We start from the raw sequence: 26494 nt of genomic DNA, 5'->3' as shown, positions 1-26494 counted from the left end.
GCCACAGTGCTTGAGTCCATCAGGCCAGACGAGCGTGGTGCTTGGCCAGTTGCGCACGCACCTGAGCCGGGGCCGTACCGCCCAGCGTGTTGCGGGCGTTGAGCGAGCCTTCCAGGCTCAGGGCCTCGAACACATCGGCCTCGATATTGGGATTGAAGGCCTGCAGCTCGGCCAGTGGCAGCTCGGTCAGGTCCACGCCCTTCATGGTGGCCAGCTTCACGGCGTGAGCCACGGTTTCGTGGGCGTCGCGGAAGGGCAGACCCTTCTTGACCAGATAGTCGGCCAGGTCGGTGGCCGTGGCATAGCCCTTCAGGGCAGCAGCGCGCATGTTCTCGGCATTCACGGTGATGCCGCCTTCCTTGATGCCGCTGGCGGGGTTGAGCTGACCGCCGATCATCTCGGCGAAGATGCGCAGCGTGTCCTTCAGGGTGTCCACCGTGTCGAACAGCGGCTCCTTGTCTTCCTGGTTGTCCTTGTTGTAGGCCAGGGGCTGGCCCTTCATCAGCGTGATCAGGCCCATCAGGTGACCGACCACGCGGCCGGTCTTGCCGCGTGCCAGCTCGGGCACGTCGGGGTTCTTCTTCTGGGGCATGATGGACGAGCCGGTGGTGAAGCGGTCGGCGATCTTGATGAAGCCGAAGTTCTGGCTCATCCAGATGATCAGCTCTTCCGACAGGCGGCTCACGTGCACCATGCACAGCGAGGCAGCAGCGGTGAACTCGATGGCGAAGTCACGGTCGGACACGCCGTCCAGCGAGTTCTGGCTCACGCCTTCCATGCCCAGGGTCTTGGCCACGCGCTCGCGGTCCAGCGGGTAGGTGGTGCCGGCCAGGGCGGCAGAGCCCAGGGGCAGCACATTGACGCGCTTGCGCACGTCCAGCATGCGCTCGGCATCGCGCTTGAACATTTCCACATAGGCCAGCATATGGTGGCCGAAGCTCACGGGCTGGGCCACCTGCAGATGGGTGAAGCCCGGCAGGATCACATCCACGTTCTTGGCAGCCACGTCGACCAGCGAGCGCTGCAGCTCCTTGAGCAGGCCTTCGATCAGGTCGATCTCGCTGCGCAGCCACAGGCGCACGTCGGTGGCCACCTGGTCGTTGCGGCTGCGGCCGGTGTGCAGACGCTTGCCGGCATCGCCGACCAGCTGGGTCAGGCGCGCCTCGATGTTCAGGTGCACGTCTTCCAGATCCAGCTTCCACTCGAAAGTGCCGGCCTCGATCTCGGCCGTGATCTGCGCCATGCCCTTCTGGATGGAGGCGAAATCTTCGGCTGCAATGATCTTCTGGGCCGACAGCATTTCGGCATGCGCCAAAGAGCCCTGGATGTCGGCCTGCCACATGCGCTTGTCAAAGAACACGCTGGAGGTGTAGCGCTTGACCAGGTCGCTCATGGGTTCGGAGAACAGGGCAGACCAGGCTTCGGCCTTGGAATCGAGCTGGTTGTGCGAAGGAGCAGATGTAGACATGTGAGGGCAACAATCCCGTAAAACCACAGGCCGCCCAATGCAGAAGTTTGGCGTGACGGCTGTGCAAAGCAGAAACAGGGATTTTATCGGCCTGACCCGACGCCGGCGCCAGAGCGCCCCAGAGCCATTGCCGGCCACTGCGACAAAGCGGTACTCACACGCGCATCGCTCATTAATCGATAGCTTTCTATGCTTTATGGAAAAGGCTTGCAAGGCTTTCCATGCAAATCAGATAAATCCGGTTGCAACCACCCGGTTTCTGGCTTGCGCGGACAATCTCGGCGTCTTCGCTCACCTTCCTCACAGGCCGCGGCCCAAGCGGCTGACGTGCCGCCTGGCATGAATTCCCGCTCTACCCTGATTTCCGGCCTCGGTTTTGCCCTGGCCGCCTGTGCGCTCTGGGGTGCGATTTTTCTCGTGCCTGCCATGCTGCCGGAGTTCTCGCCGCTGCAGATCACCTTCGGCCGCTTCGTGCTCTATGGCGTGGTGGCCTTGTGCGTTTTTCTGCCTCGGGCCACCAGGCTGCTGCCCAGGCTGCAAGCGGCCGATATCCGGCATCTGGTCTGGCTGGCTCTGACGGGCAATGTGGTGTACTTTGCCCTGGTCGCCACGGCCGTGCAATGGATAGGAATGGCCGTGACCTCGCTGATCGTGGGCCTGGTTCCCGTCACCGTACCGCTGCTGGGCCGCAACACCCATGGTGCGCTTCCGCTGCGCCGAATGCTGGCGCCCATGGCGCTGATTCTGGCCGGCATTGTGCTCGTCAACGCCCATGCGCTGACCACAGGGCCCGCAGGCAGCCAGGGGCGCTATCTGCTGGGCGTGCTGATGGCCCTGCTGGCCATGCTCTGCTGGAGCCGCTACGCGCTGGACAACACCCGCTATCTGGCACAAAGCCGCTTCAACGGCACGGAATGGTCCACGCTCTGGGGCCTGGTCGTCGGACTGATCAGCGCCTTGCTCTGGGCGCTGCTCTGGCTGGTATCGCCGGAGGCCAGCGGCGTCGGCAGCCCCGACATTCCAGCCCAGCGCTGGCAGCTGTTCTGGCTGCTGAATCTGGCCGTGGCCATCCTCTCGTCCTGGCTGGGAAACTGGATGTGGAATGCCGCCAGCCAGCGCCTGCCCATCACCTTCGTGGGCCAGTTGCTGGTGTTCGAGACCCTGTTCGCCCTGGCCTACCACTTCCTCTATGAACAGCGCCTGCCCCAGCTCGCCGAGCTGGCACCCATGCTGCTAATTCTCGCGGGCGTGGTCTGGTCGCTCAGACGCTTTCAGGCCGCTGGCCGGGCTGCGGCCTCGGTTTGAGTCAGCACAAACGCTGATGCATCCAGCCGACAGATGCCGCAGGAATTGCAGTTGCAGCGCAGCTGCGGGCCAATAATCACAGCACCTGCGCAAATTCGGATCGGGCATGTCGATGGAGACGCTCTTTGCGCATGATTGGCTGCCCAGCTCTTGCATCCAAATCACCACCCTGCACCAGACCAGACCGCCCGTGCCTATTTCACCGCTCATCGCCGCTACCCCCAACCCGGCCCGCAAGGTCCTGGTGTTCGACGCCTGCAATGCCGGCGTGGTGCTGCGCGCCGTGCTGTTCGTACAGGTGGTGGTGAGCACGGCCGCCCTCTATGGCGCGGACTCGCTCTGGGAGTGGTTTTCCAGCGCGGCCCTGCTCACCGGGGCCTGCCTGCCCGGCACCCTGGTCTGGCTGATCGCAGCCTGCAGCCTCAAGCATCAATTGCAGCGCCTGGGCACGCGCGGCCAGTATCTGGCCGGCGTGCTGCTGGGCGCCCTCGCGGGGCTTTACGCCTGCGGCATGCTGTTCTTCATAGGCGTGCCCAAAGCCCCCTGGCTGGCCAGTGCCGTCACGGGAGGCCTGCTGGCCGCCCTGCTGGTGACAGCGCTGGTACTGCGCGCACGCGGCAACACGCCGGCGCAGACCCAGGCCCGCCTCACCGAGCTGCAGTCACGCATCAGACCACACTTTCTGTTCAACACCCTCAACAGCGCGATTGCGCTGGTGCGCGCCGAGCCTGCCAAGGCCGAGGCCTTGCTCGAGGACCTCAGCGATCTGTTTCGCTATGCGCTGGCAGAACCCCATCTGACCACCACGCTGGCCCAGGAGATAGAGCTGGCCCAGCGCTATCTGTCCATAGAGCAGGTACGCTTTGGCGAGCGTCTGCAAATGCAGTGGCAGCTCGATGAAAGCGTGCATGGCGCGCTGCTGCCGCCGCTGCTGCTGCAGCCGCTGGTGGAGAACGCCATACGCCACGGCGTGGAGCCCAATGCACGCGGCGGCAAGCTGCAGGTCCGCACCGAAAGGCGCGGCAACGCGGCGCAGATCCAGATCATCAACACCTTGCCGCCCGCCAGCGCCGAGCATCAAAGCACCGGCCATGGCATGGCGCTGGACAATGTCAAGGCCAGGCTGTCGCTGCTGCATGATCTGCAAGGCAGCTTCAGCGCCAAGGTGCGCGACGGGCTGTATGTGGTGCGCCTGAGCGTGCCTTTGCAGCAGAGCGAGTCAAAACCGGGACAATCCCGCCATGCACATTCTGATCGTTGATGACGAAGCTCTGGCCCGCGCCAGACTGCGCACTTTGCTCGGCGACTGCGCACATGGCCCGCACCATATCCAGGAAGCCGCCGATGGCGAACAAGCCCTGCAGATACTGCAGGCCGCACGGCCCACACCAGTCCAGCTGGTGCTGCTGGACATCCACATGCCGGGCCGCAACGGGCTGCAGCTGGCAGCGGAACTGGCGGAACTGACCAACCCGCCCGCCATCGTGTTCGTGACGGCGCATGCCAGCCATGCGGTACAGGCTTTCGAGCTCGACGCCGTGGACTATCTGACCAAGCCCGTGCGCCTGGAGCGCCTGCAGCAATCGCTGCAAAAGGCCGAACGCGCACTGAGCACGCGCAGCGTCGTCGACAGCAGCCCCGTGCTGCTGATCCAAGAGCGCGGCGGCACGCTGCGGCTGCCACTGTCCGAGGTGCGCTTTCTCAAGGCCGAGCAGAAATACATCACCGTGCGCACCGTGCAGCGCAACTACGTCCTCGACGGAGCGCTGGCCGATCTCGAAAGCCGCCATGGCGAACATCTGCTGCGCATACACCGCAACGCCCTGGTGCTGCGTTCGGCCTTGCGCGGCCTCGAGAGATATGACGACCCGCAGGAAGGCGAAGGCTGGGGCCTGCGCCTGCAGGGCGTGCCCGAGCTGCTGCCGGTCTCGCGCCGCCAGTTGGCAGCGGTCAAGACCGAGCTCAAAGATACAGGACTTACGCAAACAAGAGTGCTGCAACGGCCTGCCTCCTGAGTCAGTCGTCCGGCCGGAACCCGCTTTGCGTAAGTCGTGAGATATTTCCTGAATGAAAAAACCGGCTGAAAGCCGGTTTTTTATCGACTGCAGTCGCAATCAATGCTCATGCTTGTGCGCCGCTTCATGGCTGGCAGCGGGCGCGGGCTCGTGCGCATGCCCGACCTCGGCGCCATGGTCGTGATCATGCTCATGTCCATGGTTGTGCGCCGCGCCGCTCATCACCGTCACGACGACAATGCCCAGCAGCAGCCAGAAGACCTGGGCTGCGGTTTCCTTGGCGCTCAGGCGCTTTTGCAGCTGAGGAATCAGGTCGGCCAGGGCCACATAGATAAAGCTGCTCGACGCAATGACCAGGAAATATGGCAGCAGCTCGTGCAACTGTCCGATCAGGAAATAACCGGCCACCCCGCCCAGCGTGGTCACGGCTCCTGCCATGGACACCTTGATCAGCGCCACGCGGCGATTGCTGCTGGACTGGCGCAGCACCACGATATCGCCCATGTGGTGAGGCACCTCGTGCGCCAGCACCGACAGGGCAGCAATCAAGCCCAGACGGATGTCGGCCACGAAAGCCGATGCAATCAGCACGCCATCGCCAAAGCAATGCACGCTGTCGCCGGTCAGGATGGCCCAGCCGCCCTTGCCATGGCTGTGACCATGCGCGTGATCGCCATGATCATGGTGGGCGTGACCATGCTGATGATCGTGGCCATGACCGTGGTGCACAGGAACATGCTGGTGGGCATCTCCATGCGAATGCTCATGGCCGTGGTGCCAGAGCTCGGCCTTGGACAGCAGAAAGAAAAACACCAGCCCGATCAGCAGCACCACGAACAGATCATGGGATTTGCCGTGGCTCTCGAACGCTTCGGGCAGCAAATGCATGAAGGCCGTGGCGAGCAAGGCTCCCGCAGCCAGGCTCAGCAGACGCTGGGGCATCAGCCCTGGCGTGCGTCCCCCTCCCAGACTCATCAACAACGCGGCCACCCAGACACTGCCGATACCAGCAGCCAGGGTGGCCAGAATAATTGCTACCAATGTCATAGCTTTATATGGCTTAACCGCAACCTTTTACAGGCGAATCTTGAGGATTTTCGCAGAATGCGCCGCCCAACGCGGCCCGCTTGCGACTATCCCCATACCGTCAGCCCCGGATGCGCATGACATGCATGGCACGCCGGGACTTCTTTCACCTTAGCAAAGCTGTCAAGCCCCCCGAGCCGAAAATTTCAGCGCATGAGGCATCAGGCCACGCCATGCTGGTTGAACCAGGTCAGCATGCGCGTCCAGCCGTCCTGCGCGGCATGCTCGCGGTAGCTGGGGCGGTAGTCGGCATGGAAGGCATGGGGCGCCTCAGGGAAGATCACGAACTCCGAGGCCCTGGCCGCCGCAGAGCCGGTCTTGAGCGCGGCCTTCATGGCTTCGACCGACTCCAGCGGAATGCCCGTGTCCTTGCCGCCGTACAGGCCCAGCACCGGCGCCTTGAGCTGCCCCACCAGATCCAGCGGATAGCTCGGCTGCAGATCGTTCTTGTTGCCCTGCAGGCGCCCATACCAGGCCACGCCGGCCTTGAGCGGGGCATGTGCGGCATACAACCAGGTGATGCGCCCGCCCCAGCAAAAGCCGGTGATGGCGAGCTTCTTGACGTCGCCGCCCTGGGTGCCGGCCCATTGCACGGCAGCGTCCAGATCGCCCATGGCCTGGGCATCGGGCACCTTGGCGATCACCTCGCTCATGAGCTTGGCCATCTCGGCATAGGCCATGGGATCGCCCTGGCGCACGAACAGATCGGGCGCTATCGCCAGATAGCCGGCACGAGCCAGGCGGCGGCAGGTGTCGGCAATGTATTCGTGCACGCCGAAGATTTCGGAGATCACCAGCACCACGGGCAGATTCTGCCTGCCCGCGGGCATGGCCCGGTAGGCCGGAAGCTTGAAGCCTTTGACATCGATGCTGACCTCACCCGCCGTCAGGCCGTCGACCGGGGTCTTGATGGCCGTCTGTGCCATGACCGGGCCGGCGGCGCAGGCATAGCCCACACCCAGACCTGCTCCCAGGGCTGCGCGCAAGGCCGTGCGGCGGCTGGGCTGGGCATCGGCGCGACCGCCGAGCAGTCCCTGCATATCCTGAGCGATGTCTTCGTACTTCATGGATCCTCCTTGGGTTGATGGAATTTCAGAACGTGTTGACGATCTCAAGCCTGGCTAGCCATGCAGTCTAAGGCCAGTGCGTTGCAGGCACCTCAGGCCAGCCAGCGCAGCAGCGCCGCAGCCACGGCCCCCAGAATCACCACCAGCAAGAATGGTGCCCGCAGCCACAGGGCCAGCGCCGCCACCAGCAAGGCGCCCAGGCGCGCATCCAGGCTGATGCGCGTGCCGCTGGCCAGGGTGTTCATCACCGTCAGTGAAGCCAGCAGCGCCACCGTCAGACAGGCCGCGATCTGGGCCATGCGCGGGCTGCGCATCCAGCGCTCGGGCAGGCTGTAGCCGAGCAGCTTGGTCACAAAGGCCAGCGCACAGGCCAGCAAGATCCATTGCCACAGGGACAGTGTCATTGCTCGGCCTCCGAAGGGCGCACCCAGCCCCAGAAGGCGCCCAGGGCTGCGGCCAGCAGAATCGGCACACCTGCAGGCACCCAGGGTATGGCCAGAGCCGTGACCAGGCCGCAGCCCAGCGCCAGCGCCACCGGCTCGCGCGCATTCAGACGCGGCCAGAGCAGGCCGAGAAAGGCCGCCACGGCAGCCCCGTCAAGACCGAAGCGGCGCGTGTCGCCCAGCGCATTGCCCATCAGCGCGCCCAGCAAGGTGAACAGATTCCAGAGCAGGAACACGCCCGCCCCGGCGACCCAGAAGCCGCGCCGCTGCTCGGCCAGCTCCTGCTGCCCCGATGCCGTGGCCGCAGATTCGTCGATGGTCCAGTGCGCGGCCAACCAGCGCTGCAGCCCTTTGACGCCCAGCAGGCGGCTCATCTGCATGCCGTAGATGGCATTGCGCACGCCCAGCAGCGAGGCCGCGCTCACGGCCGCCATGCCGCTGCCGCCGCCCGCAACCACGCCGATGAAGGCGAACTGCGAACCGCCGGTGAACATAAGCGCGCTCAGCGCCATGGTCTGCCAGAGATTGAGGCCGGCCGCCACGGACAGCGCGCCGAAGGAGATGCCGTACAACCCCGTTGCCACAGAAATCGACAGCCCCATGCGCACGGCAGGCGTCATTGGAAAGCCTTTGAACAAGATATTTCCTGGATCAAGCTAGAACAATTCAGGAGCTGGCAGCGCTTGCAAGCAAAGCACTTCAGATCAAAAACAACCTGAAGTGCTTTTTCAGTAAGCGCAAGCAGCTCTCTTTTTTAAGGAGCCGCCATGACGAGACAAAGGCCCCTGGGACGACAGCGTATCAGCGCGCCTTTTGGTGAAAAGCTCAATGCGCTTTTTCCCAGTTGCTGCCAAAGCCGATCTCGGCCAGCAGCGGCACGGACAGATCGGCCACGCCGGCCATGATGGCCGGGATCTCGGCCTGCACCCAGTCCCTGGCGGACTCGGGCAGCTCGAACACCAGTTCGTCATGCACCTGCATGATGACCAGCACCTCGGGCTTTTCGGCGTCCAGCCTGGCCTGCACGGCCACCATGGCCTTCTTGATCAGATCGGCCGCCGTGCCCTGCATGGGGGCATTGATGGCGGCGCGCTCGGCCGCTTTCTTGCGCGGGCCGTTGCCGCCGTTGATCTCGGGCAGCACCAGGCGGCGACCGAAGACGGTCTCCACATAGCCCTGGGCGTGGGCCAGCTCCACGGTCTGGTCCATATAGCGTTTCACGCCGGGATAGCGCTGGAAGTATTTGTCGATATAGGCAGCCGCTGCCTTGGTTTCAATGCCCAGGTTCTTGGCCAGGCCGAAGCTGCTCATGCCGTAGATCAGGCCGAAGTTGATCACCTTGGCATAGCGGCGCTGCTCGCTGCTGACCTCGTCCACACTCACGCCGAAGACTTCGGCCGCCGTGGCACGGTGCACGTCCAGGCCGTTCTTGAAGGCGCTCAGCAGCGCCTCGTCCCCCGACAGATGGGCCATGATGCGCAGCTCGATCTGCGAATAGTCGGCGCTGGCAATCAGCTTGCCCTCGGGTGCCACAAAGGCTTCGCGCACGCGACGGCCTTCGGGCGTGCGCACGGGAATGTTCTGCAGATTGGGGTCGTTGCTGGACAGGCGCCCCGTCACCGCCACGGCCTGGGCGTAGTGGGTGTGCACGCGGCCGTCGCTGGGCAAGGCCATCTGGGCCAGCTTGTCGGTGTAGGTGCCCTTGAGCTTGGACAGCGAGCGGTGCTCAAGCAGCTTGGCGGGCAGCGGATAGTCCTCGGCCAGCTTTTCCAGCACTTCCTCGTCCGTGCTGCGCGCGCCGGTGGCGGTCTTCTTCACGACGGGCATGCCCAGCTTGTCGAAGAAGATCTCGCCCAGCTGTTTGGGCGAGGACAGATTGAAGGGCTGGCCCGCAATCTCGTAAGCCTCTTGCTCGAGCTTGAGGATGCGCGCGCCCAGATCGTTGCTCTGGCGTGCCAGCTCGCCCGCATCGATGCTCACGCCATTGCGCTCGATGCGAAACAGCGCTTCGCTGGTCTGCATTTCCAGCTCGTAGATATGCAGCAGACCGGCATGGGCCTGGATGCGCGGCCACAAGGTGTGGTGCACGTCCAGCGTCTGGTCGGAATCCTCGCAGCTGTATGCAGCGGCCTTGTCCACAGGCACCTGGGCAAACGGAATCTGGCTCTTGCCCTTGCCGCACAGGTCTTCGTAGCTGATGCCGCTGCGGCTCACATGGCGCAGCGCCAGGCTGGTCAGATTGTGCGGGCGGTCGGCTTCGAGCACATAGGACTGCAGCATGGTGTCGTGCGCATAGCCGCGCACGGTGATGCCGTGGTTGGCAAACACATGCTGGTCATATTTGACATGCTGGCCCAGCTTCTTCTTGCCGGCGTCTTCCAGCCAGGGCTTGAGCCTGGCCAGCACCCTGTCCATGTCCAGTTGCTCGGGCACGTCCATGCCCTCGTGGCGCAGCGGAATATAGGCGGCCTCGCCCACGGCCACGCTGAAGGAGATGCCGACGATGCGCGCCACCATCTCGTCCAGCGAATCGGTCTCGGTATCCAGCGCCGTCAGCTCGGCGGCCTCGATCTTGGCCAGCCATTCATCGAGCTGCGCCTCGCTCAGAATCGTGGTGTAGACCACATCGCGCTGCTGGGCCGCAACGGCGACTTCGGTAGTCGCTGCGTCATCGGCATCGAACAGGCCGCCCTGGGCACTGTCTGCCTTGGCAGCCTTGCCTGGCTTGGCCGCCTTGGCTTCGGGCGCTGCAGCGCCCAGCGTGCGCACCAGACCCTTGAAGCCGTATTTCTCGTAGAAGGGAGCAAGCGCTGCGCTATCGGGCTCGGCCAGCGTGATGGCATCGAGCTGCGGCAAACCGCCGATGTAGGCGGACAGATCGCAATCGGTCTTCATGGTCACCAGCTGACGGCTCAGCGCCAGCTGACCGCTGGCAATCGCATCGCGCAGGTTCTGACCGGCAACGCCCTTGATATCTGCGGCGCGGGCGATCAGATTGTCCAGCGAACCATGCTCCTCCAGCCACTTGGCGGCAGTCTTGGGGCCGACCTTGGTCACGCCTGGCACGTTGTCCACGGTGTCTCCCACCAGCGCCTGGTAGTCGATCATCAACGCCGGCGGCACGCCGAACTCGGCCGTCACCCCGGCCACGTCGCGCTTTTTGCCATTCATGGTGTCGATGATGGTCACATGCTCGTCCACCAGCTGGCTCAAGTCCTTGTCGCCGCTGGAGACGATCACGTTGATGCCCTGGGCCGCCGCGGTCTGGGCCAGCGTCGCGATCACGTCGTCGGCTTCCACGCCGGGCACGGCCACCACTTTCCAGCCCAGCAGCTGAACCACCTCGTGGATGGGCTCGATCTGGCTGCGCAGGTCGTCGGGCATGGGCGAGCGTGTGGCCTTGTACTCGGAGTACATCTCGTCGCGGAAGGTCGGGCCCGAGGCATCGAACACGCAGACGGCGTAATCGGCCTGCACATCCTTCCTCAGCGCCTGCATCATGTTCACCATGCCGCGGATGGCACCCGTGGCCGGGCTGGCCGGGTCGCCTGGAATCGCCCGCAGATCGGGCATGGCATGGTAGGCGCGGTAGAGGTAGCTGGAGCCGTCCACCAGCACCAGGGTCTTGGAATTGCTCATACCCCGGATTGTGCACGCGTGCCCGGCTCCTGCGGTCTGCAGCCCAAAGACAGGCTGCGCCTGGTGGGACAATTCGAAGTCGCCCTACAATCTATGCATCATGCGCGCTGCACCACTTTTCATCATCCTGAGCCTGGCTGCCGGATCCGTTCTGGCCCAGTCCCCCACCCCTGCTCCGGCCAATGCCGTGGTCGCTCCTGCGCCCCAGGGTCAGCAGGACAACGCGGCGGCGACCGGCAAGCACAACCAGCGGATCGAACATATCCGTGTGGAAGACGCCGGCAGCCGTGTGGATGAAACCCGCGTCGGCGGCCAGACCCAGAGCATCACCGTGCAACCCAAGGTCGGCTCCATGCCCGAGTACGAGGTGCAGTCCAACGACGGTGCCCGCGCAGCCCGCAACCGCGACAACAACAGCGGCGACACCACGGGCACCCGCGTCTGGAATTTCATCAAATTCTGAAGCGCGGCGCGCTTTCCCCATTCATGACAGGGCAGTGCTTCACTGCCCTGTTGCATATAGACACCTTCTCCCCGCTAGTTCGGTCGGTCGCCTCAGACCGGCGTATTCACCATGGCTGTTTTCACCGAAGTTTCCGATAAAGATGCGCGCGAGCTGCTGCGCCGCATGTCCCTAGGCTCGTTCAAGGAATTGCGCGGCATTCAAGGCGGCATTGAAAACACCAACTACTTTCTGACGACCGACCAGGGTGAGTGGGTACTGACACTGTTCGAGCGCCTGAGTGCCGAGCAGCTGCCTTTCTACCTCTACCTGATGAAGCATCTGGCCCGGGCCGGGATTCCCGTGCCGGACCCGCAGGGCGAGACACGCAGCGGCGACATCCTGCTCAAGGTCTGTGGCAAGCCCGCATCCATCGTCAATCGCCTGGCCGGCAAAAGCCAGCTGGCCCCGACTGCCGTGCACTGCGCTGCCGTGGGCGAGATGCTGGCGCGCATGCATCTGGCCGGTCAGGACTACGACCGCCAGCAGCCCAATCTGCGCGGCCTGCCCTGGTGGAATGAAACCGTGCCCGTGGTCCTGCCCCATCTGGGCGAGGAAACCGCCGCCATGCTGCGCGCCGAGCTGGCCTACCAGAACCATATCGCAGCCTCGGCCAGCTATGCAGCCCTGCCGCGCGGCCCCATCCATGCCGACCTGTTCCGCGACAACGTGATGTTCGAGGGCGACCGGCTGACCGGCTTTTTCGACTTCTATTTCGCTGGCGTGGACACCTGGCTGTTCGATCTTGCAGTCTGCCTCAACGATTGGTGTATCGATCACGCAACAGGTGCCCATGATGCCGAGCGCGCCAAAGCCATGCTTGCGGCCTACCAGGCCGTGCGTCCGCTGACCGGGCCTGAGCGCGAGTTGCTCAACGCCCAGCTGCGTGCCGGCGCCCTGCGCTTCTGGATCTCCCGCCTCTGGGACTTCCATCTGCCGCGTGAAGCCGCACTGCTGCAGCCCCACGACCCCACCCACTTCGAGCGTGTGCTGAACCAGCGCATCGCGCATCCGCTGACGCTGGACTGAGTACCAAGCAGCTGATTGCTCCGGGGCTTTTGATGGCCCCGCCCAGCCGTCTCGGGTACAGTGCAAGAAGCGACTTTTGCACGCTCTCGCAAAAGTATTTCAGCCTCTTCCATGAAACTTCAAATCGTTCCACCCGGCACCGGTCTGCAATGGGTGCTGCAGGGTCTGCGCACCTTCAAAAGCCAGCCCCTGGCCCTGGCCGCCCTGTTCTTTCTGGGCATGGCCAGCATGTCTCTGATCTCGGCCCTGCCGCTGATCGGTCCCGTCATTGCTCTGGCACTGCTGCCCTGCATCTCGCTGACCATGATGGTCGCGGCATCCGAAGCCGCCCACGGCCGCAAGCCCACACCGGCGCTGCTGCTGGTGGCTTTCCGCTCCGGCAGCCAGCATCTGCACTCCATGCTGATGCTGGGCGGCCTCTATGCCGCCGGCTTTCTGCTCATCATCGGTGCCTCCAGCCTTGTGGACGGCGGCACTTTTGCCAGCGTCTACCTGGGCCAGACTCCCATGACCCGCGAACTGGCCGAAGAGCCTGAGTTCCAGTCCGCCATGTGGCTGAGCATGTTTCTCTACCTGCCGCTGTCGCTGGCCTTCTGGCATGCTCCGGCGCTCATCCACTGGCATGGAATCAGCCCCGTCAAATCGCTGTTCTTCAGCTTTGTCGGCTGCATTCGCAATATCGGTGCCTATCTGGTGTTCGGTGTCTGCTGGATAGGCGTGTTCATCGTCTCCGGCATGGCCCTGGCCATCGTGACCGGCATCCTGGCCATGCTCATCGGCAGCATTGCCGGTGGCCTGATGGTGGCAACGGCACTGATGCTGGCCGCCATCTTTTTTACCTCGATTGTGTTTACCTTCCGTGACAGCTTCAGCCCGCCCGATGACGATCAGACCCTGATCGACTCCTCGTCGGGCACAGCGCCGCCATCATCGGATTCGTAAGCTCTAGCAATATCCAGCACCAGCCCCGGCCTCAGGTCGGGGCTTTTTTATGGGCCGAGCACAGGCCCGCGCCAGCAGATCATTCATCCCGGCGTCATCAAGCCGCCACGGCACTGTCATATTCGTTTCCTAGGATTCGCAGGACTGACCAAGACATGCATCTCATGTCCTGGCATTCATCCAATTCAGCGCGGCCCCAAGTCTGCGCTTCACCCCACACTGCGAAACTCTCATGGCACAAAATCTGCTCAGCCGTCGTAAGGCCCTGCAACTCTTTTCTGGCGCTCCTCTGCTCCCACTGGGTTCGGTCGTGTCCGCATCCAGCCTGCTGGCCGCATGTGGTGGTGGTGACGATAACAACACAACGCCTCCTGTCACAAAGAACTATGTTTCCGCCACCTTCACCAGCATGGCCGCGCCTACGCTGAGCACGCCTGCCAATATGGCGACAATGTATGTGGCGTCCCAGCTCAAGGTCACTTTCGACGACAAGAGCGAGCAGATCTACGACCTGGGCTATGAGCCCTATTTCGTGACCGGCGACATGGTTGCCGACGGCAAGGGTGGCAAGATTCTCGCTGGTGGCTACTACGACATCAACAACCAGCCCATCATGGACAAAAGTGTGGCTGGCAAAGAGCGTCACTTTTTCTCCGACTGCCCAGATGGCTCTTCACTGATTCATCTTGATAACGCCAAAGTTGACGGCGTCAAAGGCAAACCCGTGTTTGCAGTGGTGCAGTTTGAGTACGCCAGCAAAGACCAATCCGGCGCAAGCGCCTACGGCACCCTGCCCTCGCCCATTGCCGTGCTGACTCTGGATCAAGATCAATCCAACGGCAAGCTCAGCCTGGTCAAATACCACAATGTGGACATGTCCAAGGCTCACGGCCTCTGGATCACTTGCGGCGCCAGCCTCTCGCCCTGGAACACTCACCTGTCCAGCGAGGAATACGAGCCAGATGCTTTCAGTGCCAGCAGCTCGTCCATGTTCAAGGCCTTTAGCAAGAACGTGTTTGGCGATGAAACCAAGGCCAACCCATACCATTACGGCCACCTACCTGAAATTACCGTCAACCCCGACGGCACCGGCACGGTCAAGAAGCATTACTGCCTGGGCCGCATCTCGCACGAGTTGATCCATGTCATGCCCGACAATCGCACAGCCTTGATGGGGGACGACTACACCAACGGCGGTCTGTTTATGTTTGTGGCAGACAAGGAGAAAGATCTCTCCGCAGGCACGCTGTATGTGGCGCATTACACAGAATCGCTGACCGATATTTCCACCGCCAAGATGGAGTGGATCAACCTCGGCCACGCGACCAGCGCTGAGATCGAAACTCTGGCCAACAGCACCAAGCCCACCGACATCATGGAGTCGCTCACAGCCGACCCCAACGACACAAGCTACACCAAGGTCTTTCTGGACGGCACTGCCGCCTGGCTCAAGCTCAAGCCCGGCATGGAGAAGGCTGCAGCCTTCCTGGAAACCCACCGCTACGCCAATTTGATGGGCGGCAGCATGGCGTTCACCAAAATGGAAGGCACAACGCTCAACATCAAGGACAAGGTTGCCTACTCGGCGCTGGCTAATATTCAGGCTTCTATGATCCAGAACGACAAGTCCTGGAACAGCAAACACAATGTCAACTTCCCCAAGACAGTCAAGGCTGGCGGCATTCTTGAGCACAAGCTGGGCGGCAGCATCAAGGACACCAAGGGCGCGGCCATCAACAGCGAATGGGTCCCCACAAGTTCGCACATGCTTATGATGGGTGAAGACATTGCCGCAGACGCTCTGGGCAACACCGCCAACCCGGACAAAATTGCCAGCCCTGACAACCTCAAGTTCTCGGAAAAGATGCGTACGCTCTTTATTGGCGAGGACAGCGGCAACCACGTCAACAACTTCCTTTGGACCTACAACGTTGATACCAAGACCATGTCGCGTGTTTTGTCCACACCTGCAGGTGCCGAATCTACTGGCTTGCATGCCGTGGACGAAATCAACGGCTGGACCTATATCCAGAGCAACTTCCAGCACCCAGGCGACTGGGGTAGCCTGCACGCGAAGATCAAGAATCAGCTCGACAGCTTGATCAACGCCAACTACAAGGACAAGTTTGGCGCAGCCGTGGGTTACATGACAGCCAAGCCCACCCAGATGAAGCTCAGCGCCAAATAAGCACCAGCACCTCATAAAAAAGCCGCCTTCTACAAAGGCGGCTTTTTTACTGGGCAAAGGCGCTATGCCTCAATCCACAATCGTCAGCTTGGCAATCGCCAGCGCCAGCCACTTGGTGCCATGGCGACCGAAGCTGACCTGGGCGCGCGCATCGTCACCCGTGCCCTCCACTGCCAGCACCTTGCCCTCGCCGAACTTGTTGTGAAACACCGCGATACCGGCCTTGATGCCATGCGCAGGCTCGGCCTTTTGCTGTGGCACCGGCGGGCTGGCAAAGACCTCGGCCTGCTTGCCGCCCCAGCCCGAGCCCGAGCCGTATTGACCTCCAGCCCTTGATCCCCAGGCACCACCGGCGCCTGAAGAAGGCGCAAAACTGCCAAAGCCGCTTTGCCTGGGCGTGATCCACTTGAGCGCCTCTTCGGGCAGCTCGTCAAAGAAGCGGCTCTTGACGTTGTAGCGCGTCTGGCCGTGCAGCATGCGCGTCTGCGAATGGCTCAGATACAGACGCTTGCGCGCACGCGTGATGGCCACGTAGGCCAGGCGTCGCTCCTCCTCCAGACCGCCACGATCCATCATGGCGTTCTCGTGCGGGAACAGGCCTTCCTCGACGCCGCCAATGAACACGGCATCAAACTCCAGACCCTTGGAGGCATGCACGGTCATCAGTTGCACCGCGTCCTGGCCGGCCTGTGCCTGGTTGTCGCCTGCTTCCAGCGCCGCATGCACGAGAAAGGCCTGCAGCGGCGACAGCGTCTCGCCGGTGTCGGCATTGACCATGGAGGCTGCCGTACCGGCCGGCGCCTTGAGCGTCTCGTCCAGCAGCGGCTGATTCGGATCCAGCCCCTGGCTGACAGGTGACTGGCTCAGCTGCGGTGCATTCTGCTGCTCGTCCAGCGGCATGGCCACGGCATCGCGGCCAAAACCTTCCTGGGTCACAAAGCTCTCGGCAGCCGTGACCAGTTCCTGCAAGTTCTCGATGCGGTCCGCGCCTTCCTTCTCGTTGCGGTAATGCTCGATCAGCCCGCTTTGCTCTTCCACGGTCTCGATGATTTCACGCAGCGTGCGCCCTTGCGTCTGCTCGCGCAGCACATCGATCTGGGCCACAAAACCCTGCAGCTTGGTGCCTGCCGCGCCGCCCACGGCGGTGACAGCGTCGCTCAGCGAAGTGCCGCTGCTGCGCGCCGTGTCCTGCAGGACTTCGATCGTGCGCGCGCCGATGCCGCGTGCGGGGAAGTTCACCACGCGCAGGAAACTGGTGTCGTCGTGCGGATTCTCCAGCAGGCGCAGATAGGCCAGGGCGTGCTTGATTTCGGCACGCTCGAAAAAGCGCAGGCCGCCGTAGACGCGATAGGGAATTTTGGAATTGAACAGCGCCGACTCGATCACCCGGCTTTGCGCATTGCTGCGGTAGAGCACGGCGATTTCCTGGCGCGTGAAACCGTCGTTTCTAACCAGCTGCTTGATCTCGTCGACCATCCACGCAGCCTCGGCCAGATCGCTGGGCGCCTCGTAGATTCGCACCGGCTCGCCCGGGCCCAGGCTGGTGCGCAGGTTCTTGCCCAGACGGTTGCTGTTGTGGCTGATCAGCGCATTGGCGCAGTCGAGGATGTTGCTGAAGGAGCGGTAGTTCTGCTCCAGCTTGATCTGGTTTTTGACGTCGAACTCGCGGATGAAGTCCGCCATATTGCCCACGCGTGCGCCGCGAAAGGCATAGATGCTCTGGTCGTCGTCACCCACGGCAATCACGCTGGCGGCCGACTCGTAGCGCCCGCCCACATCGTCGCCCGCCAGTTGCTTGAGCCACTGGTACTGCAGCTTGTTGGTGTCCTGGAACTCGTCCACCAGGATGTGCTGAAAGCGGCGCTGATAGTGATGGCGCAGATGGGCATCGTCACGCAGCAGCTCGTAGCTGCGCAGCATCAGCTCGCCGAAATCGACCACGCCTTCGCGCTGGCATTGCTCTTCGTAGAGCTGGTACAGCTCCACTTTCTTGCGAGTGTCGGGGTCGGTCGCCACCACATCGCCAGGGCGCATGCCCTCTTCCTTGCAGCCCGCAATGAAGTACATCAGCTGCTTGGGCGGAAAGCGCTCGTCATCCACATTGAACTGCTTGCACAGACGCTTGATGGCCGAGAGCTGGTCTTGCGTATCCAGAATCTGAAACGCCTGCGGCAGCTTGGCCACCTGGTAATGGGCGCGCAGCAGACGGTTGCACAGGCCGTGGAACGTGCCTATCCACATGCCGCGCACGTTGTAGGGCAGCATGGCCGACAGGCGCGTGAGCATCTCCTTGGCGGCCTTGTTGGTGAAGGTCACAGCCATGATGGAGCCAGGCGTGGCCTGCCCGGTCTGCAGCAGCCAGGCGATGCGCGTGGTCAGCACGCGCGTCTTGCCCGAGCCGGCACCCGCCAGAATCAGCGCATGGCCCGCAGGCAGGGTCACCGCGGCCAGCTGCTCATCGTTGAGGCCGGTCAGCAGGGGCGAGTGAGAGGCGAGGTTGGCGCCGGAATTTGCACCGTCTGGCGCGGAGTCAAGCAGGTCGATCGGGAACATAGCCCCCCATTGTAGAAATGCTGGCGACTCCCTGCGATTTGCTGCTGCTTTCGCGGCATCATGCTCCTGAAAGAAAAGCTGCCTGCGCTTGATGCATATTGATTCCAGATACTTTCATATCTGAAATTCATGGATATCAAGCGCAAGCAGCTATCAATTCATTCAAGCCACGGTACTCACACTCAGTGGCCGCCCGCACCGGGCTCGACCACGCGGCTCGGCCTCGGTGCCAGCCAGATCGCGCAGGCCGCCAGCACAAAGCCGCCCGCAATGATGAACATGATCTGATTGGTGGCCAGCATCACGCTCTGGCTGGTGATGAGCTGATCGAGGGCCGACAGCGCCGCATCGGCACTCATGCCCGACTGCTGCAGCCCGTGCAGAACCTCGCCGCTGGCATCGCTCAAACCCACCAGATCCGCATGCTTGCGCGTCGTGCCGTTCTCCCAGGCCGTGTTGACCACGGAGACCGCGGCCGCGCCCGACAGGGTGCGCAGAAAGTTCATCAGACCGGCCGCGTTGTCCATCTCCTGCGGCTCCACACTGGCCAGCGCCAGCCCGGTGGTCGGTATGAAGAAGAACGGCAGACCCAGCCCCATGAACATCAGCGGCAGGGCGATGTCCCAATAGCCCATGTCCGTGGTCGCAAACGCGCGCCAGCAGGTGATCACCCCCATCCAGAACACGCCGCCAAAGATCAGCCGGCGCGGATCCACCCGGGCCGCCAGCCCCGCGGCGGCCGGCGCCACGAACAGCGCGAACAGCCCCGTCCATGCCGTGACCAGACCCGCCAGCGTGGCCGTGTAGCCCATGAAGCTCTGCAGCCACAGCGGCGTGAGCACATTGACGGCGAAGAAGGCCGCAAACGCCAGACTGATGGTCAGCACGGCCATGGAAAAGCCGCGGTGCCTGAAGACGCGCAGATCCACGATCGGGTGCTCGGCATGCAGCTCCCAGATCATGAAGGCCGCAAAGCCCACCACGGCCACCGCAGCCAGCGCCACGATCATGGGAGAGGCAAACCAGTCCAGATTCTTGCCTTCGTCCAGCATCAGCTGCAGCGAACCCACCCAGACGATGAGCAGAATCAGGCCCACGGTGTCTATGGGGTTCTTGAGCAGCGGCTGCTCGTAGCGCCTGACCAGATGCCAGACCGCAAACGCGCAGACCAGGGCCACCGGGATGTTGATCAGAAAGATCCAGTGCCAGGTGTACTCGTCGCAGATCCAGCCGCCCACGATGGGGCCCAGCACGGGGGCGATCAGCGTGGTCATGGACCACAGGCCGATGGCCGCAGGCGCCATGCGCGGCGGGAAGATGCGCAGCAGCAGCGACTGGGACAGCGGCATCAGCGGGCCGCCGGCCAGACCCTGCAAGATGCGCGCAAACACCAGCATGCCCAGTGAATTAGCCAGGCCGCACAGCAGCGATGCCAGACCGAACAAGCCCATGGCCGTGGCAAACACGCGCACCGCGCCAAAGCGCGCTGCCAGCCAGCCGGTCAGCGGCACGGTGATGGCCTCGGCCACCGCATAGCTGGTGATGACCCAGGTGCCCTGGCTGGTGGTCGCGCCCAGATTGCCGGCGATGCTGGGCACGGAGACATTGGCCACCGTCATGTCCAGCACGGCCATGAAATTGGCCGCGGCCAGCACCAGGGCCGCCAGCCACAGCGTGCCCCCCGTCAGCGGCACCATGCCGGCTGCCATGGGTACGGCCGGCGCATCGGCCGCTGCGGCCGCACTTGCGTTGTGATCGCTCATGAGGCACTCACTGCGCGGCCGTGGTCGCCACGCCAGCTGCGTCGGCAGGGCCGCTGCGGGTGTCCACCGTCACCTGCATGGACAGGCCCACGCGCAGCGGGTTCCTGGCCAGCTCGGCGGCATCGAGCTGAATGCGCACCGGCAGGCGCTGCACCACCTTGATCCAGTTGCCCGTGGCGTTCTGCGCGGGAATGGCCGCAAACGCCGAGCCGGAGCCGCCGCTGAAGCCCACCACAGTGCCGCTGTACTTCACATCGCTGCCGTACAGATCGGACTGCAGCTGCACGCGCTGGCCCACACGCACCTTGCCCAGCTGGCCCTCCTTGAAGTTGGCATCCACATAGATCCGCTGCACCGGCACCACCGTCATCAAGGGCGCACCAGCCTGCACGCGCTGCCCGATCTGCACGCTGCGCTTGGCCACCACTCCATCGACGGGAGCGCGCACCGTGCTGCGATCCAGATCGACCTGTGCCTGGTCGCGACGCGCCTGCGCCAGCTGCACCTCGGGATTGGTCTGGGCATCCGCACCCTCGATCAAGGTGGCGTTAACCTGCTTGGCGCCAATGGCGGCCTCGCGGTTGGCCCTGGCCTGGGCCTGCGCGGCCACGGCCGATGCCAGCTGCGCCTTGGCTGCGGCAAAAGCGTTCTGCGCCTGCGTCAGTTCCTCGCCTGAGACCGAACCGCTCTTGGCCAGGGCCTGGCGGCGCTGCAAATCGATGGTGGCACGCTCCATATCGGCCTCGGCCGCCAGCAGCTGCGCGGCCGCGCGCTTTTCATCGGCCTCGCGCGCCGTCACCTGGGCCTTGAGGCCGCCATCATTGGCCACATAGCCCTTGACGCGGCGCATGGCGCGGGCCAGCTCGGCCTCGGCCTGGGCCAGTGCCAGCCTGGCGTCCGTGGGATCGATGCGCACCAGCACATCGCCTTGCTTGACGGCCTGGGTGTCCCTGACCAGCACCTCCAGCACCGTGCCGCCTATGGACGGCGTGACCTGTGCCACCTCGGCCGCCGCATAGGCGTTGTCGGTGGAGACGAAATGGGAGGCATGCAGCCACCAATAGGCGCCGGCGGCCGCACCGGCAAGCAGCACCACGCCTGCCAGCCCGGCCAGCAGCCGGTTGCGGCGCTGTTCGCGCACAGCAGGATTGGCGCTCACGGAAGAAGCGTTTTCAGTCATACAAAAACCTCGGAAATATTCATGGGAGTCACGCAAACAAGACTGCAATCACGGCCTGCCTGCTGAGGCAGTCGTCTTGCCCGAACCTGTTTTGCGTAAGTCGTGATTCAGTTCTGGAAAGAGGCTCAGGCCTCTGGCACGGTCGCATCAGAGGCGCCGGCGGACTCGCTCCAGCCGCCGCCCAGTGCGCGGTGCAGACCGATATCGAGCGTCAGGGCGCGCGACTGCACATCGACCAGCTGGCGCACGCTGGCGAGCAGCTGGTCTTCCGCCGACAGCACATCGAGATAGCGCGCCAGACCGCCCTCATAGCGGTTGCGCGCCACACGATGCGCCTCGGTGGCGGCCGTCACGGCCTGCTGCATGGCCGTCAGCTGCTGCTGCAGTGCTCGCTGGCTGACGGCGTTGTCCGCCACCTCCTGCAAGGCCCGGTTGAGCGTGCTGCGGTACTGGGCCACGGCCTCGTCATAACGGGCACGCGCGGCACCCAGCTGCGAGCGCAAGCGGCCGCCATTGAAGATCGGCAGGCTGATGGCCGGGCCCACGCTGGCGATGCCGGAGCCGCTTCGGGTCAGCATGTCCAGGCCCAGCGACTGCACGCCGACAAAGGCGCTGAGGTTCACATCGGGATAGAACTCGGCCTGCTGCGATGCCACGCGCGACTCCTGCGCCTGTGCCTGCAGACGGGCGGCCACCACATCGGGGCGACGGCCCAGCAGATTCGCCGGCAACTGCTGCGGCAAGGCCCACTGCTGCTGCCACGGTGATTGCAGGCGCCTGGCATCGAGCACGATGGCCGCACCACGATCGGGAGCAGCTCCCATCAGCGCAGCAATGCTGTTGCGCTGCAGGGCGACCTGTTCCTGCATCTGTGCCAGCTCGGCCTGCGCGGCTGCCAGACGCGCCCTGGCGCTATGCACGCTGCCCTGGTTTTCCAGCCCGTTGGCATAGCGCTGCTCAAACAACTCGGCCGTGGTCCGGCGCACCTGCACCGATTGCTCCAGCGTCTGCGCATTGGTGGCCAGGCGCAGCAGCTGTGCATAGGCCAGGGCCACATTGCTGGACAGCACGAGACGCGCCTGGGCTGCATCGGCCTCGCGCGCTGCCAGCTCGCCGGCAGCGGCGGCCACGGCGGCGCGCTGCCTGCCCCACAGGTCCAGCGACCAGCTCAGGTCCAGCGTGGCGCGGCCATAGTCATTCATGCCGCGCGGCGCGAAAGCCTCTGGCGTCAGATGGTTGTAGCTGAGCTTGTCCTCGCTGACCGAGGCGCGGGCGGAAAGCTGCGGCGCAGAGGCCGCCTCGCTCACTCCCAGCATGGCCCTGGCCTGCTGCACGCGGGCTGCGGCGGCCGCCATATCGGGAGCGCCCTCCAGGGCCTGGGCGATCAGCTGATCGAGCTGTGCATCGCCATAGCGCTGCCACCATTGCTGGGTGGGCCAGTCCATGGGCGGAGCATGTTTTGCAGCCTGCAGAGTCTCGGGCACGGGCTGCGCCAATACGGCCTTGCCCTCCCATTCGGGAACCTGGGCGCAGGCTGCCAGTAGCGCAGGCAAGCCCAGAACCCACCAGCCATGGCGCCCACGCCGGATCCTCTGCGGCGCGGCGGCTATGCATTGAGTCATGAAATACTTTAATAATGAACTGTACGGTACAGTATATGTTTCCAGCGTTTGAGATCGCAAGCGCTACACTGAAAGACATCACAACCGCCCCAGGACATTTCGCCCCATGCGCACCAAAACGGAAGAAAAGCGACAGGCCATCATTGACGTTGCAGCGGCCACCTTTGGCGAACTGGGCTTTGAGCGCACTTCCATGTCCGAGATCTGCACCAGACTGGGCGGCTCCAAGGCCACGCTCTACAACTACTTTCCGTCCAAGGAAGCGCTGTTTCTGGAGGTGATGTTTCAGGCCTCCGAGGCCGACTTCCAGAACACCATGCTGGCGCTGCAGGCCGGCAATGACGATGCGGCGCAGACGCTGCGCAACTTCGGCCAGCGTTTCCTGGGCCTGCTGTATTCGCCGGAGGTGATGGCCGTGCGCCGCCTGCTGGTCTCCGAAGGCGGGCGCGCCAATATCGGCCAGCGCTGCTGGGACATGGGGCCGGCGCGCGGCAACGTCGCCATCAATGCCTTTTTGCAGCAGGGCATAGAGCGCCGCCTGCTGCGCGATGCCGACACCGAGGTCATGCGCCATCATCTGCTGGCGCTGCTGGAAGCCGAGTTGCTGCCGCGCTTCATGTTCCAGCACCTGCCCGCCCCTACTGCGCAGGAGATTGCCCTGTGCACCGAGCGCGCCGTGGATGCCTTCATGCGGGCCTATGGCACACCCGGTGAGACGCAGGACAAGAGCGACTCTATAAGAAAATCCTTATAACCCTCATAACGATGTCGGAACATACGATTTGCGCCGTCGCCGTATAGAATCAATCACCGGGCCCAAGTTTTTTGAGGTCCGGTTTTTTTTGCCTGCTGCATGCCGGCACTGCCAGAAACCGGGCTCCAAGCCAAGCGCCTATCCTTGAAAATTGAGGTGGGTGAGATTCCCGCCGTGACCTTTTCCGGAGCTTGGAACCATGGAAATCTTCGACTACGACAACATTCTTCTGCTTCCCCGCATGTGCCGCGTGGAAAGCCGTTCGGAATGTGACACCAGCGTCGTGCTGGGCAACCGCAGCTTCAAGCTGCCTGTAGTGCCCGCCAACATGAAGACGGTGGTGGACGAGAAGATCTGCACTTATCTGGCACAAAACGGTTTCTTCTATGTGATGCACCGTTTTGACATCGACAACGTGGCCTTCACCAAGGACATGCAGTCCAAGGGACTGTTTGCCTCCATCTCTCTGGGTGTCAAGCAGCCGGACTACGAGACGGTGGACCGCTTCGTGGCCGACGGCATCTGCCCCGAATACATCACCATCGACATTGCCCACGGCCATGCCGAGAGCGTGAAGAACATGATTGCCTACATCAAGGCCAAGATCCCTGCGGCCTTCGTGATTGCCGGCAACGTCGCCACGCCCGAGGCCGTGATCGACCTGGAAAACTGGGGTGCAGACGCCACCAAGGTCGGCGTGGGCCCCGGCAAGGTTTGCATCACCAAGCTCAAGACCGGCTTCGGCACAGGCGGCTGGCAGCTGTCGGCGCTCAAGTGGTGCGCCCGCGTGGCGACCAAGCCCATCATTGCCGACGGCGGCATCCGCAGCCACGGCGACATCGCCAAGAGCGTACGCTTTGGCGCCACCATGGTGATGATCGGCTCCCTGTTTGCGGGCCATGAAGAATCGCCCGGCAAGACCGTGGAAGTGGACGGCCAGCTGTTCAAGGAATACTACGGCTCGGCCTCCGACTTCAACAAGGGCGAGTACAAGCATGTCGAAGGCAAGCGCATTCTGGAGCCCGTCAAGGGCCCGCTGATGAACACGCTGGTCGAAATGCAGCAGGACGTGCAGTCCTCCATCAGCTACTCAGGCGGCACCAAGCTCATGGACATCCGCAAGGTCAACTACGTCATCCTCGGTGGCGACAACGCCGGCGAGCATCTGCTGATGTAGGCCGCCAGGCGCGACTCACCAGCGCGAAGGTGAACCTCCAAAAAAAGCATCAAGGGCAGCTCAGGCTGCCCTTGTTGTTTCTGGTTTTCCTTTTTCTGCATCCCGCGCGCACAACTGATCTGTGATCATGGCCGCGATTGCGGCCTTCGTCAGGGCTTAGCATGTCGTCATTCATAAAAGCTCCAGGGAAACAACGCCATGAACACTTTGAAGATCGCAGTTCTGGGCACGGGCATGATGGGCCTGCCCATGGCCCGCCGCCTGGCCCAGGCCGGCCACGAGGTCCATGTCTGGAACCGCACCCGCGCCAAGGCCGAGCCGCTGGCTGCCGATGGCGTGAGCATCCACGACAGCGCGGCAGATGCCGTGCGCGGCGTGGACTTTGCCGTGAGCCTGCTGGAGAGCGGCGCCATTGTGGGCGAAGTGCTGTTCGGGCTGGGCGTGGCCGATGCCCTGCCCAAGGGCTCGCTGTTCATCGACATGGCCTCCATCCAGCCGCGCGAGGCGCGTGAGCATGCCGGCAAGCTTGCCGCGCTGGGCGTGCGGCATCTGGATGCCCCCGTCTCGGGCGGCACGCTGGGTGCACAAGCCGGCACACTGGCCATCATGGCCGGTGGCGAAGCGGCGGATTTCGAGCATGCCCTGCCCGTCTTTGCGGCGCTGGGCCGTGCCACCCATGTGGGCCCGCATGGCGCAGGCCAGCTGGCAAAACTGGCCAACCAGATGATCGTGGGTATCACCATCGGTGCCGTGGCCGAAGCCCTGCTGCTGGCCGAACGCGGCGGCGCCGACCCGGCCAAGGTGCGTGAAGCCATCTCCGGCGGCTTTGCCGACAGCCGCATCCTGCAAGTGCATGGCGAACGCATGGTCAAGCACGACTTTGCGCCACGCGGGCGCATGACGGTGCAGCTCAAGGACATGCGCAACGCCATCGCCACGGCCGAGGAGATCGGCTTTGACGCGCCCATCACCGGCCTGCTGGAGCAGCTCTATGCCGAGGGCGTGAAAAACGGCCTGGGCGATCTGGACCAGGCGGGCCTGTTCGTGGAATTGCAACGCCGCAACGCACTGGATTAAAAAAACCTGCGGGTTTTCCTGCAAGCCCTCCAGAATTAGCGCATAATTGCGGTCTCGCTTGCAGCGCAGGCGTTGTGTGGGGCTCTTAGCTCAGCTGGTAGAGCAGCGGACTCTTAATCCGTTGGTCGAGTGTTCGAATCACTCAGGGCCCACCAAATTTCTTCAGTCTGATTCTTCAGATTGATCCTCCGGATTTACTCCGGCGGGCTCTTAGCTCAGTTGGTAGAGCAGCGGACTCTTAATCCGTTGGTCGAGTGTTCGAATCACTCAGGGCCCACCAAAAATTTCTTCAGTCTGATTCTTCAGGTTGATCCTCCGGTTTATCCGGCGGGCTCTTAGCTCAGTTGGTAGAGCAGCGGACTCTTAATCCGTTGGTCGAGTGTTCGAATCACTCAGGGCCCACCAAAATTTTCTTCGATCTGATTCTTCAGATTGATCCTCCGGTTTATCCGGCGGGCTCTTAGCTCAGTTGGTAGAGCAGCGGACTCTTAATCCGTTGGTCGAGTGTTCGAATCACTCAGGGCCCACCAAAATTCAAAAGCCAAAGTTCTCAGGAACTTTGGCTTTTTTTCTTGGCCGTGCCTGGGCGCCGCCGAATCTGCAAAAGCATGGGCGCCGACATCGAAGTCGCGCCATATCAGGCATCATGCAGATATCCCCGGGCAGTATTTGCCCACCCAAGAC

The 26494-nt window shown here is 63.2% G+C and carries 20 protein-coding genes and 4 tRNA genes; 14 read left to right on the top strand and 10 right to left on the bottom strand.

All coding sequences use genetic code 11. The annotated features are described in order from the left end of the window. Positions 1-19: 19 nt before the first annotated feature. Positions 20-1468, bottom strand: coding sequence for an argininosuccinate lyase (gene argH, locus DFO48_RS07005; protein WP_114862947.1), 1449 nt, complete (start codon positions 1466-1468; stop codon positions 20-22). 339 nt (positions 1469-1807) lie between these two features. Between argH and DFO48_RS07000 the strand changes: the two genes are divergently transcribed. The 3 genes from DFO48_RS07000 (at position 1808) to DFO48_RS06990 (ending at position 4788) form a co-directional block, all read left to right on the top strand. Then, positions 1808-2773 (top strand): DMT family transporter, encoded by a 966-nt coding sequence (locus DFO48_RS07000; protein WP_114862946.1) that lies wholly within the window; start codon positions 1808-1810, stop codon positions 2771-2773. Between the two features lie 190 nt (positions 2774-2963). Continuing rightward, complete coding sequence (locus DFO48_RS06995; protein ID WP_114863111.1) at positions 2964-4034, top strand: sensor histidine kinase; 1071 nt, start codon at positions 2964-2966, stop codon at positions 4032-4034. Further along, on the top strand, positions 4015-4788 hold the full coding sequence (locus DFO48_RS06990; protein ID WP_114862945.1) for a LytTR family DNA-binding domain-containing protein: 774 nt from the start codon (positions 4015-4017) through the stop codon (positions 4786-4788). Before DFO48_RS06995 ends, DFO48_RS06990 begins: the two co-directional genes overlap by 20 nt. Positions 4789-4887: 99 nt before the next feature. On the opposite strand, the gene DFO48_RS06985 is transcribed toward DFO48_RS06990, so the two are convergent. From DFO48_RS06985 to polA, 5 genes are all read right to left on the bottom strand, one after another. Beyond that, complete coding sequence (locus tag DFO48_RS06985) at positions 4888-5835, bottom strand: ZIP family metal transporter (protein ID WP_003076742.1); 948 nt, start codon at positions 5833-5835, stop codon at positions 4888-4890. Between the two features lie 200 nt (positions 5836-6035). Continuing rightward, the gene (locus DFO48_RS06980) at positions 6036-6941 is read right to left on the bottom strand and encodes a dienelactone hydrolase family protein (protein ID WP_114862944.1); all 906 of its coding nucleotides are present in this window, start codon (positions 6939-6941) and stop codon (positions 6036-6038) included. A 92-nt stretch (positions 6942-7033) separates the two neighbouring features. Next, complete coding sequence (locus DFO48_RS06975; protein ID WP_003076747.1) at positions 7034-7345, bottom strand: AzlD domain-containing protein; 312 nt, start codon at positions 7343-7345, stop codon at positions 7034-7036. Beyond that, entirely contained in the window at positions 7342-8004 is a 663-nt protein-coding gene (locus DFO48_RS06970) for an AzlC family ABC transporter permease (protein ID WP_114862943.1), read from the bottom strand. The genes DFO48_RS06975 and DFO48_RS06970 overlap by 4 nt, the downstream gene beginning before the upstream one ends. A 205-nt stretch (positions 8005-8209) precedes the next feature. Then, the gene (polA, locus tag DFO48_RS06965) at positions 8210-11023 is read right to left on the bottom strand and encodes a DNA polymerase I (protein WP_114862942.1); all 2814 of its coding nucleotides are present in this window, start codon (positions 11021-11023) and stop codon (positions 8210-8212) included. Positions 11024-11123: 100 nt separating this feature from the next. Here polA and DFO48_RS06960 point away from each other — a divergent pair, with 100 nt between their 5' ends. From DFO48_RS06960 to DFO48_RS06945, 4 genes are all read left to right on the top strand, one after another. Beyond that, on the top strand, positions 11124-11486 hold the full coding sequence (locus DFO48_RS06960) for a hypothetical protein (RefSeq protein WP_003076753.1): 363 nt from the start codon (positions 11124-11126) through the stop codon (positions 11484-11486). 111 nt (positions 11487-11597) lie between these two features. Then, positions 11598-12554, top strand: a complete 957-nt coding sequence (locus DFO48_RS06955) for a homoserine kinase (protein ID WP_114862941.1) — start codon at positions 11598-11600, stop codon at positions 12552-12554. A 111-nt stretch (positions 12555-12665) separates the two neighbouring features. Next, a complete protein-coding gene (locus DFO48_RS06950) occupies positions 12666-13496 on the top strand; it encodes a BPSS1780 family membrane protein (RefSeq protein ID WP_003067798.1) in 831 nt (276 codons plus the stop codon). A gap of 232 nt (positions 13497-13728) precedes the next feature. Next, positions 13729-15684 (top strand): PhoX family phosphatase, encoded by a 1956-nt coding sequence (locus DFO48_RS06945; RefSeq protein ID WP_114862940.1) that lies wholly within the window; start codon positions 13729-13731, stop codon positions 15682-15684. A gap of 69 nt (positions 15685-15753) precedes the next feature. Here the strand turns inward: DFO48_RS06945 and DFO48_RS06940 are convergent, their stop codons facing one another. The 4 genes from DFO48_RS06940 to DFO48_RS06925 all read right to left on the bottom strand — a co-directional run bounded on the left by DFO48_RS06940 (position 15754) and on the right by DFO48_RS06925 (position 22802). Beyond that, positions 15754-18237: a UvrD-helicase domain-containing protein gene (locus tag DFO48_RS06940; protein WP_114862939.1), complete on the bottom strand. Its 2484-nt coding sequence runs from the start codon at positions 18235-18237 to the stop codon at positions 15754-15756. Positions 18238-18419: 182 nt separating this feature from the next. Next, positions 18420-20000 (bottom strand): DHA2 family efflux MFS transporter permease subunit, encoded by a 1581-nt coding sequence (locus DFO48_RS06935; protein ID WP_003076761.1) that lies wholly within the window; start codon positions 19998-20000, stop codon positions 18420-18422. A gap of 7 nt (positions 20001-20007) precedes the next feature. Beyond that, positions 20008-21180 (bottom strand): HlyD family secretion protein, encoded by a 1173-nt coding sequence (locus tag DFO48_RS06930; RefSeq protein WP_003076763.1) that lies wholly within the window; start codon positions 21178-21180, stop codon positions 20008-20010. Between the two features lie 125 nt (positions 21181-21305). Further along, positions 21306-22802 (bottom strand): efflux transporter outer membrane subunit, encoded by a 1497-nt coding sequence (locus DFO48_RS06925; protein WP_003076765.1) that lies wholly within the window; start codon positions 22800-22802, stop codon positions 21306-21308. A 106-nt stretch (positions 22803-22908) separates the two neighbouring features. Here DFO48_RS06925 and DFO48_RS06920 point away from each other — a divergent pair, with 106 nt between their 5' ends. The 7 genes from DFO48_RS06920 to DFO48_RS06890 all read left to right on the top strand — a co-directional run bounded on the left by DFO48_RS06920 (position 22909) and on the right by DFO48_RS06890 (position 26340). Next, on the top strand, positions 22909-23556 hold the full coding sequence (locus tag DFO48_RS06920; protein WP_114862938.1) for a TetR/AcrR family transcriptional regulator: 648 nt from the start codon (positions 22909-22911) through the stop codon (positions 23554-23556). A 199-nt stretch (positions 23557-23755) separates the two neighbouring features. Next, positions 23756-24733 carry a GMP reductase gene (locus DFO48_RS06915; protein ID WP_003076768.1) on the top strand — a complete coding sequence of 326 codons (978 nt, stop codon included), beginning with the start codon at positions 23756-23758 and terminating at the stop codon, positions 24731-24733. A 198-nt stretch (positions 24734-24931) separates the two neighbouring features. After that, a complete protein-coding gene (locus DFO48_RS06910; protein ID WP_114862937.1) occupies positions 24932-25810 on the top strand; it encodes an NAD(P)-dependent oxidoreductase in 879 nt (292 codons plus the stop codon). 79 nt (positions 25811-25889) lie between these two features. Beyond that, positions 25890-25965: transfer RNA gene (locus DFO48_RS06905), tRNA-Lys, on the top strand. Between the two features lie 49 nt (positions 25966-26014). After that, positions 26015-26090: transfer RNA gene (locus tag DFO48_RS06900), tRNA-Lys, on the top strand. A 49-nt stretch (positions 26091-26139) separates the two neighbouring features. Next, positions 26140-26215: transfer RNA gene (locus DFO48_RS06895), tRNA-Lys, on the top strand. A 49-nt stretch (positions 26216-26264) separates the two neighbouring features. Next, a tRNA-Lys gene (locus DFO48_RS06890) sits at positions 26265-26340 on the top strand. Positions 26341-26494 lie beyond the last annotated feature (154 nt).

The organism is Comamonas sp. AG1104, from assembly GCF_003350425.1.
Classification (GTDB): Bacteria; Pseudomonadota; Gammaproteobacteria; order Burkholderiales; family Burkholderiaceae_C; genus Comamonas; species Comamonas testosteroni.
Note: the sequence above shows the minus strand (reverse complement) of the source record. Positions and strands in the feature narration are given on the sequence as shown.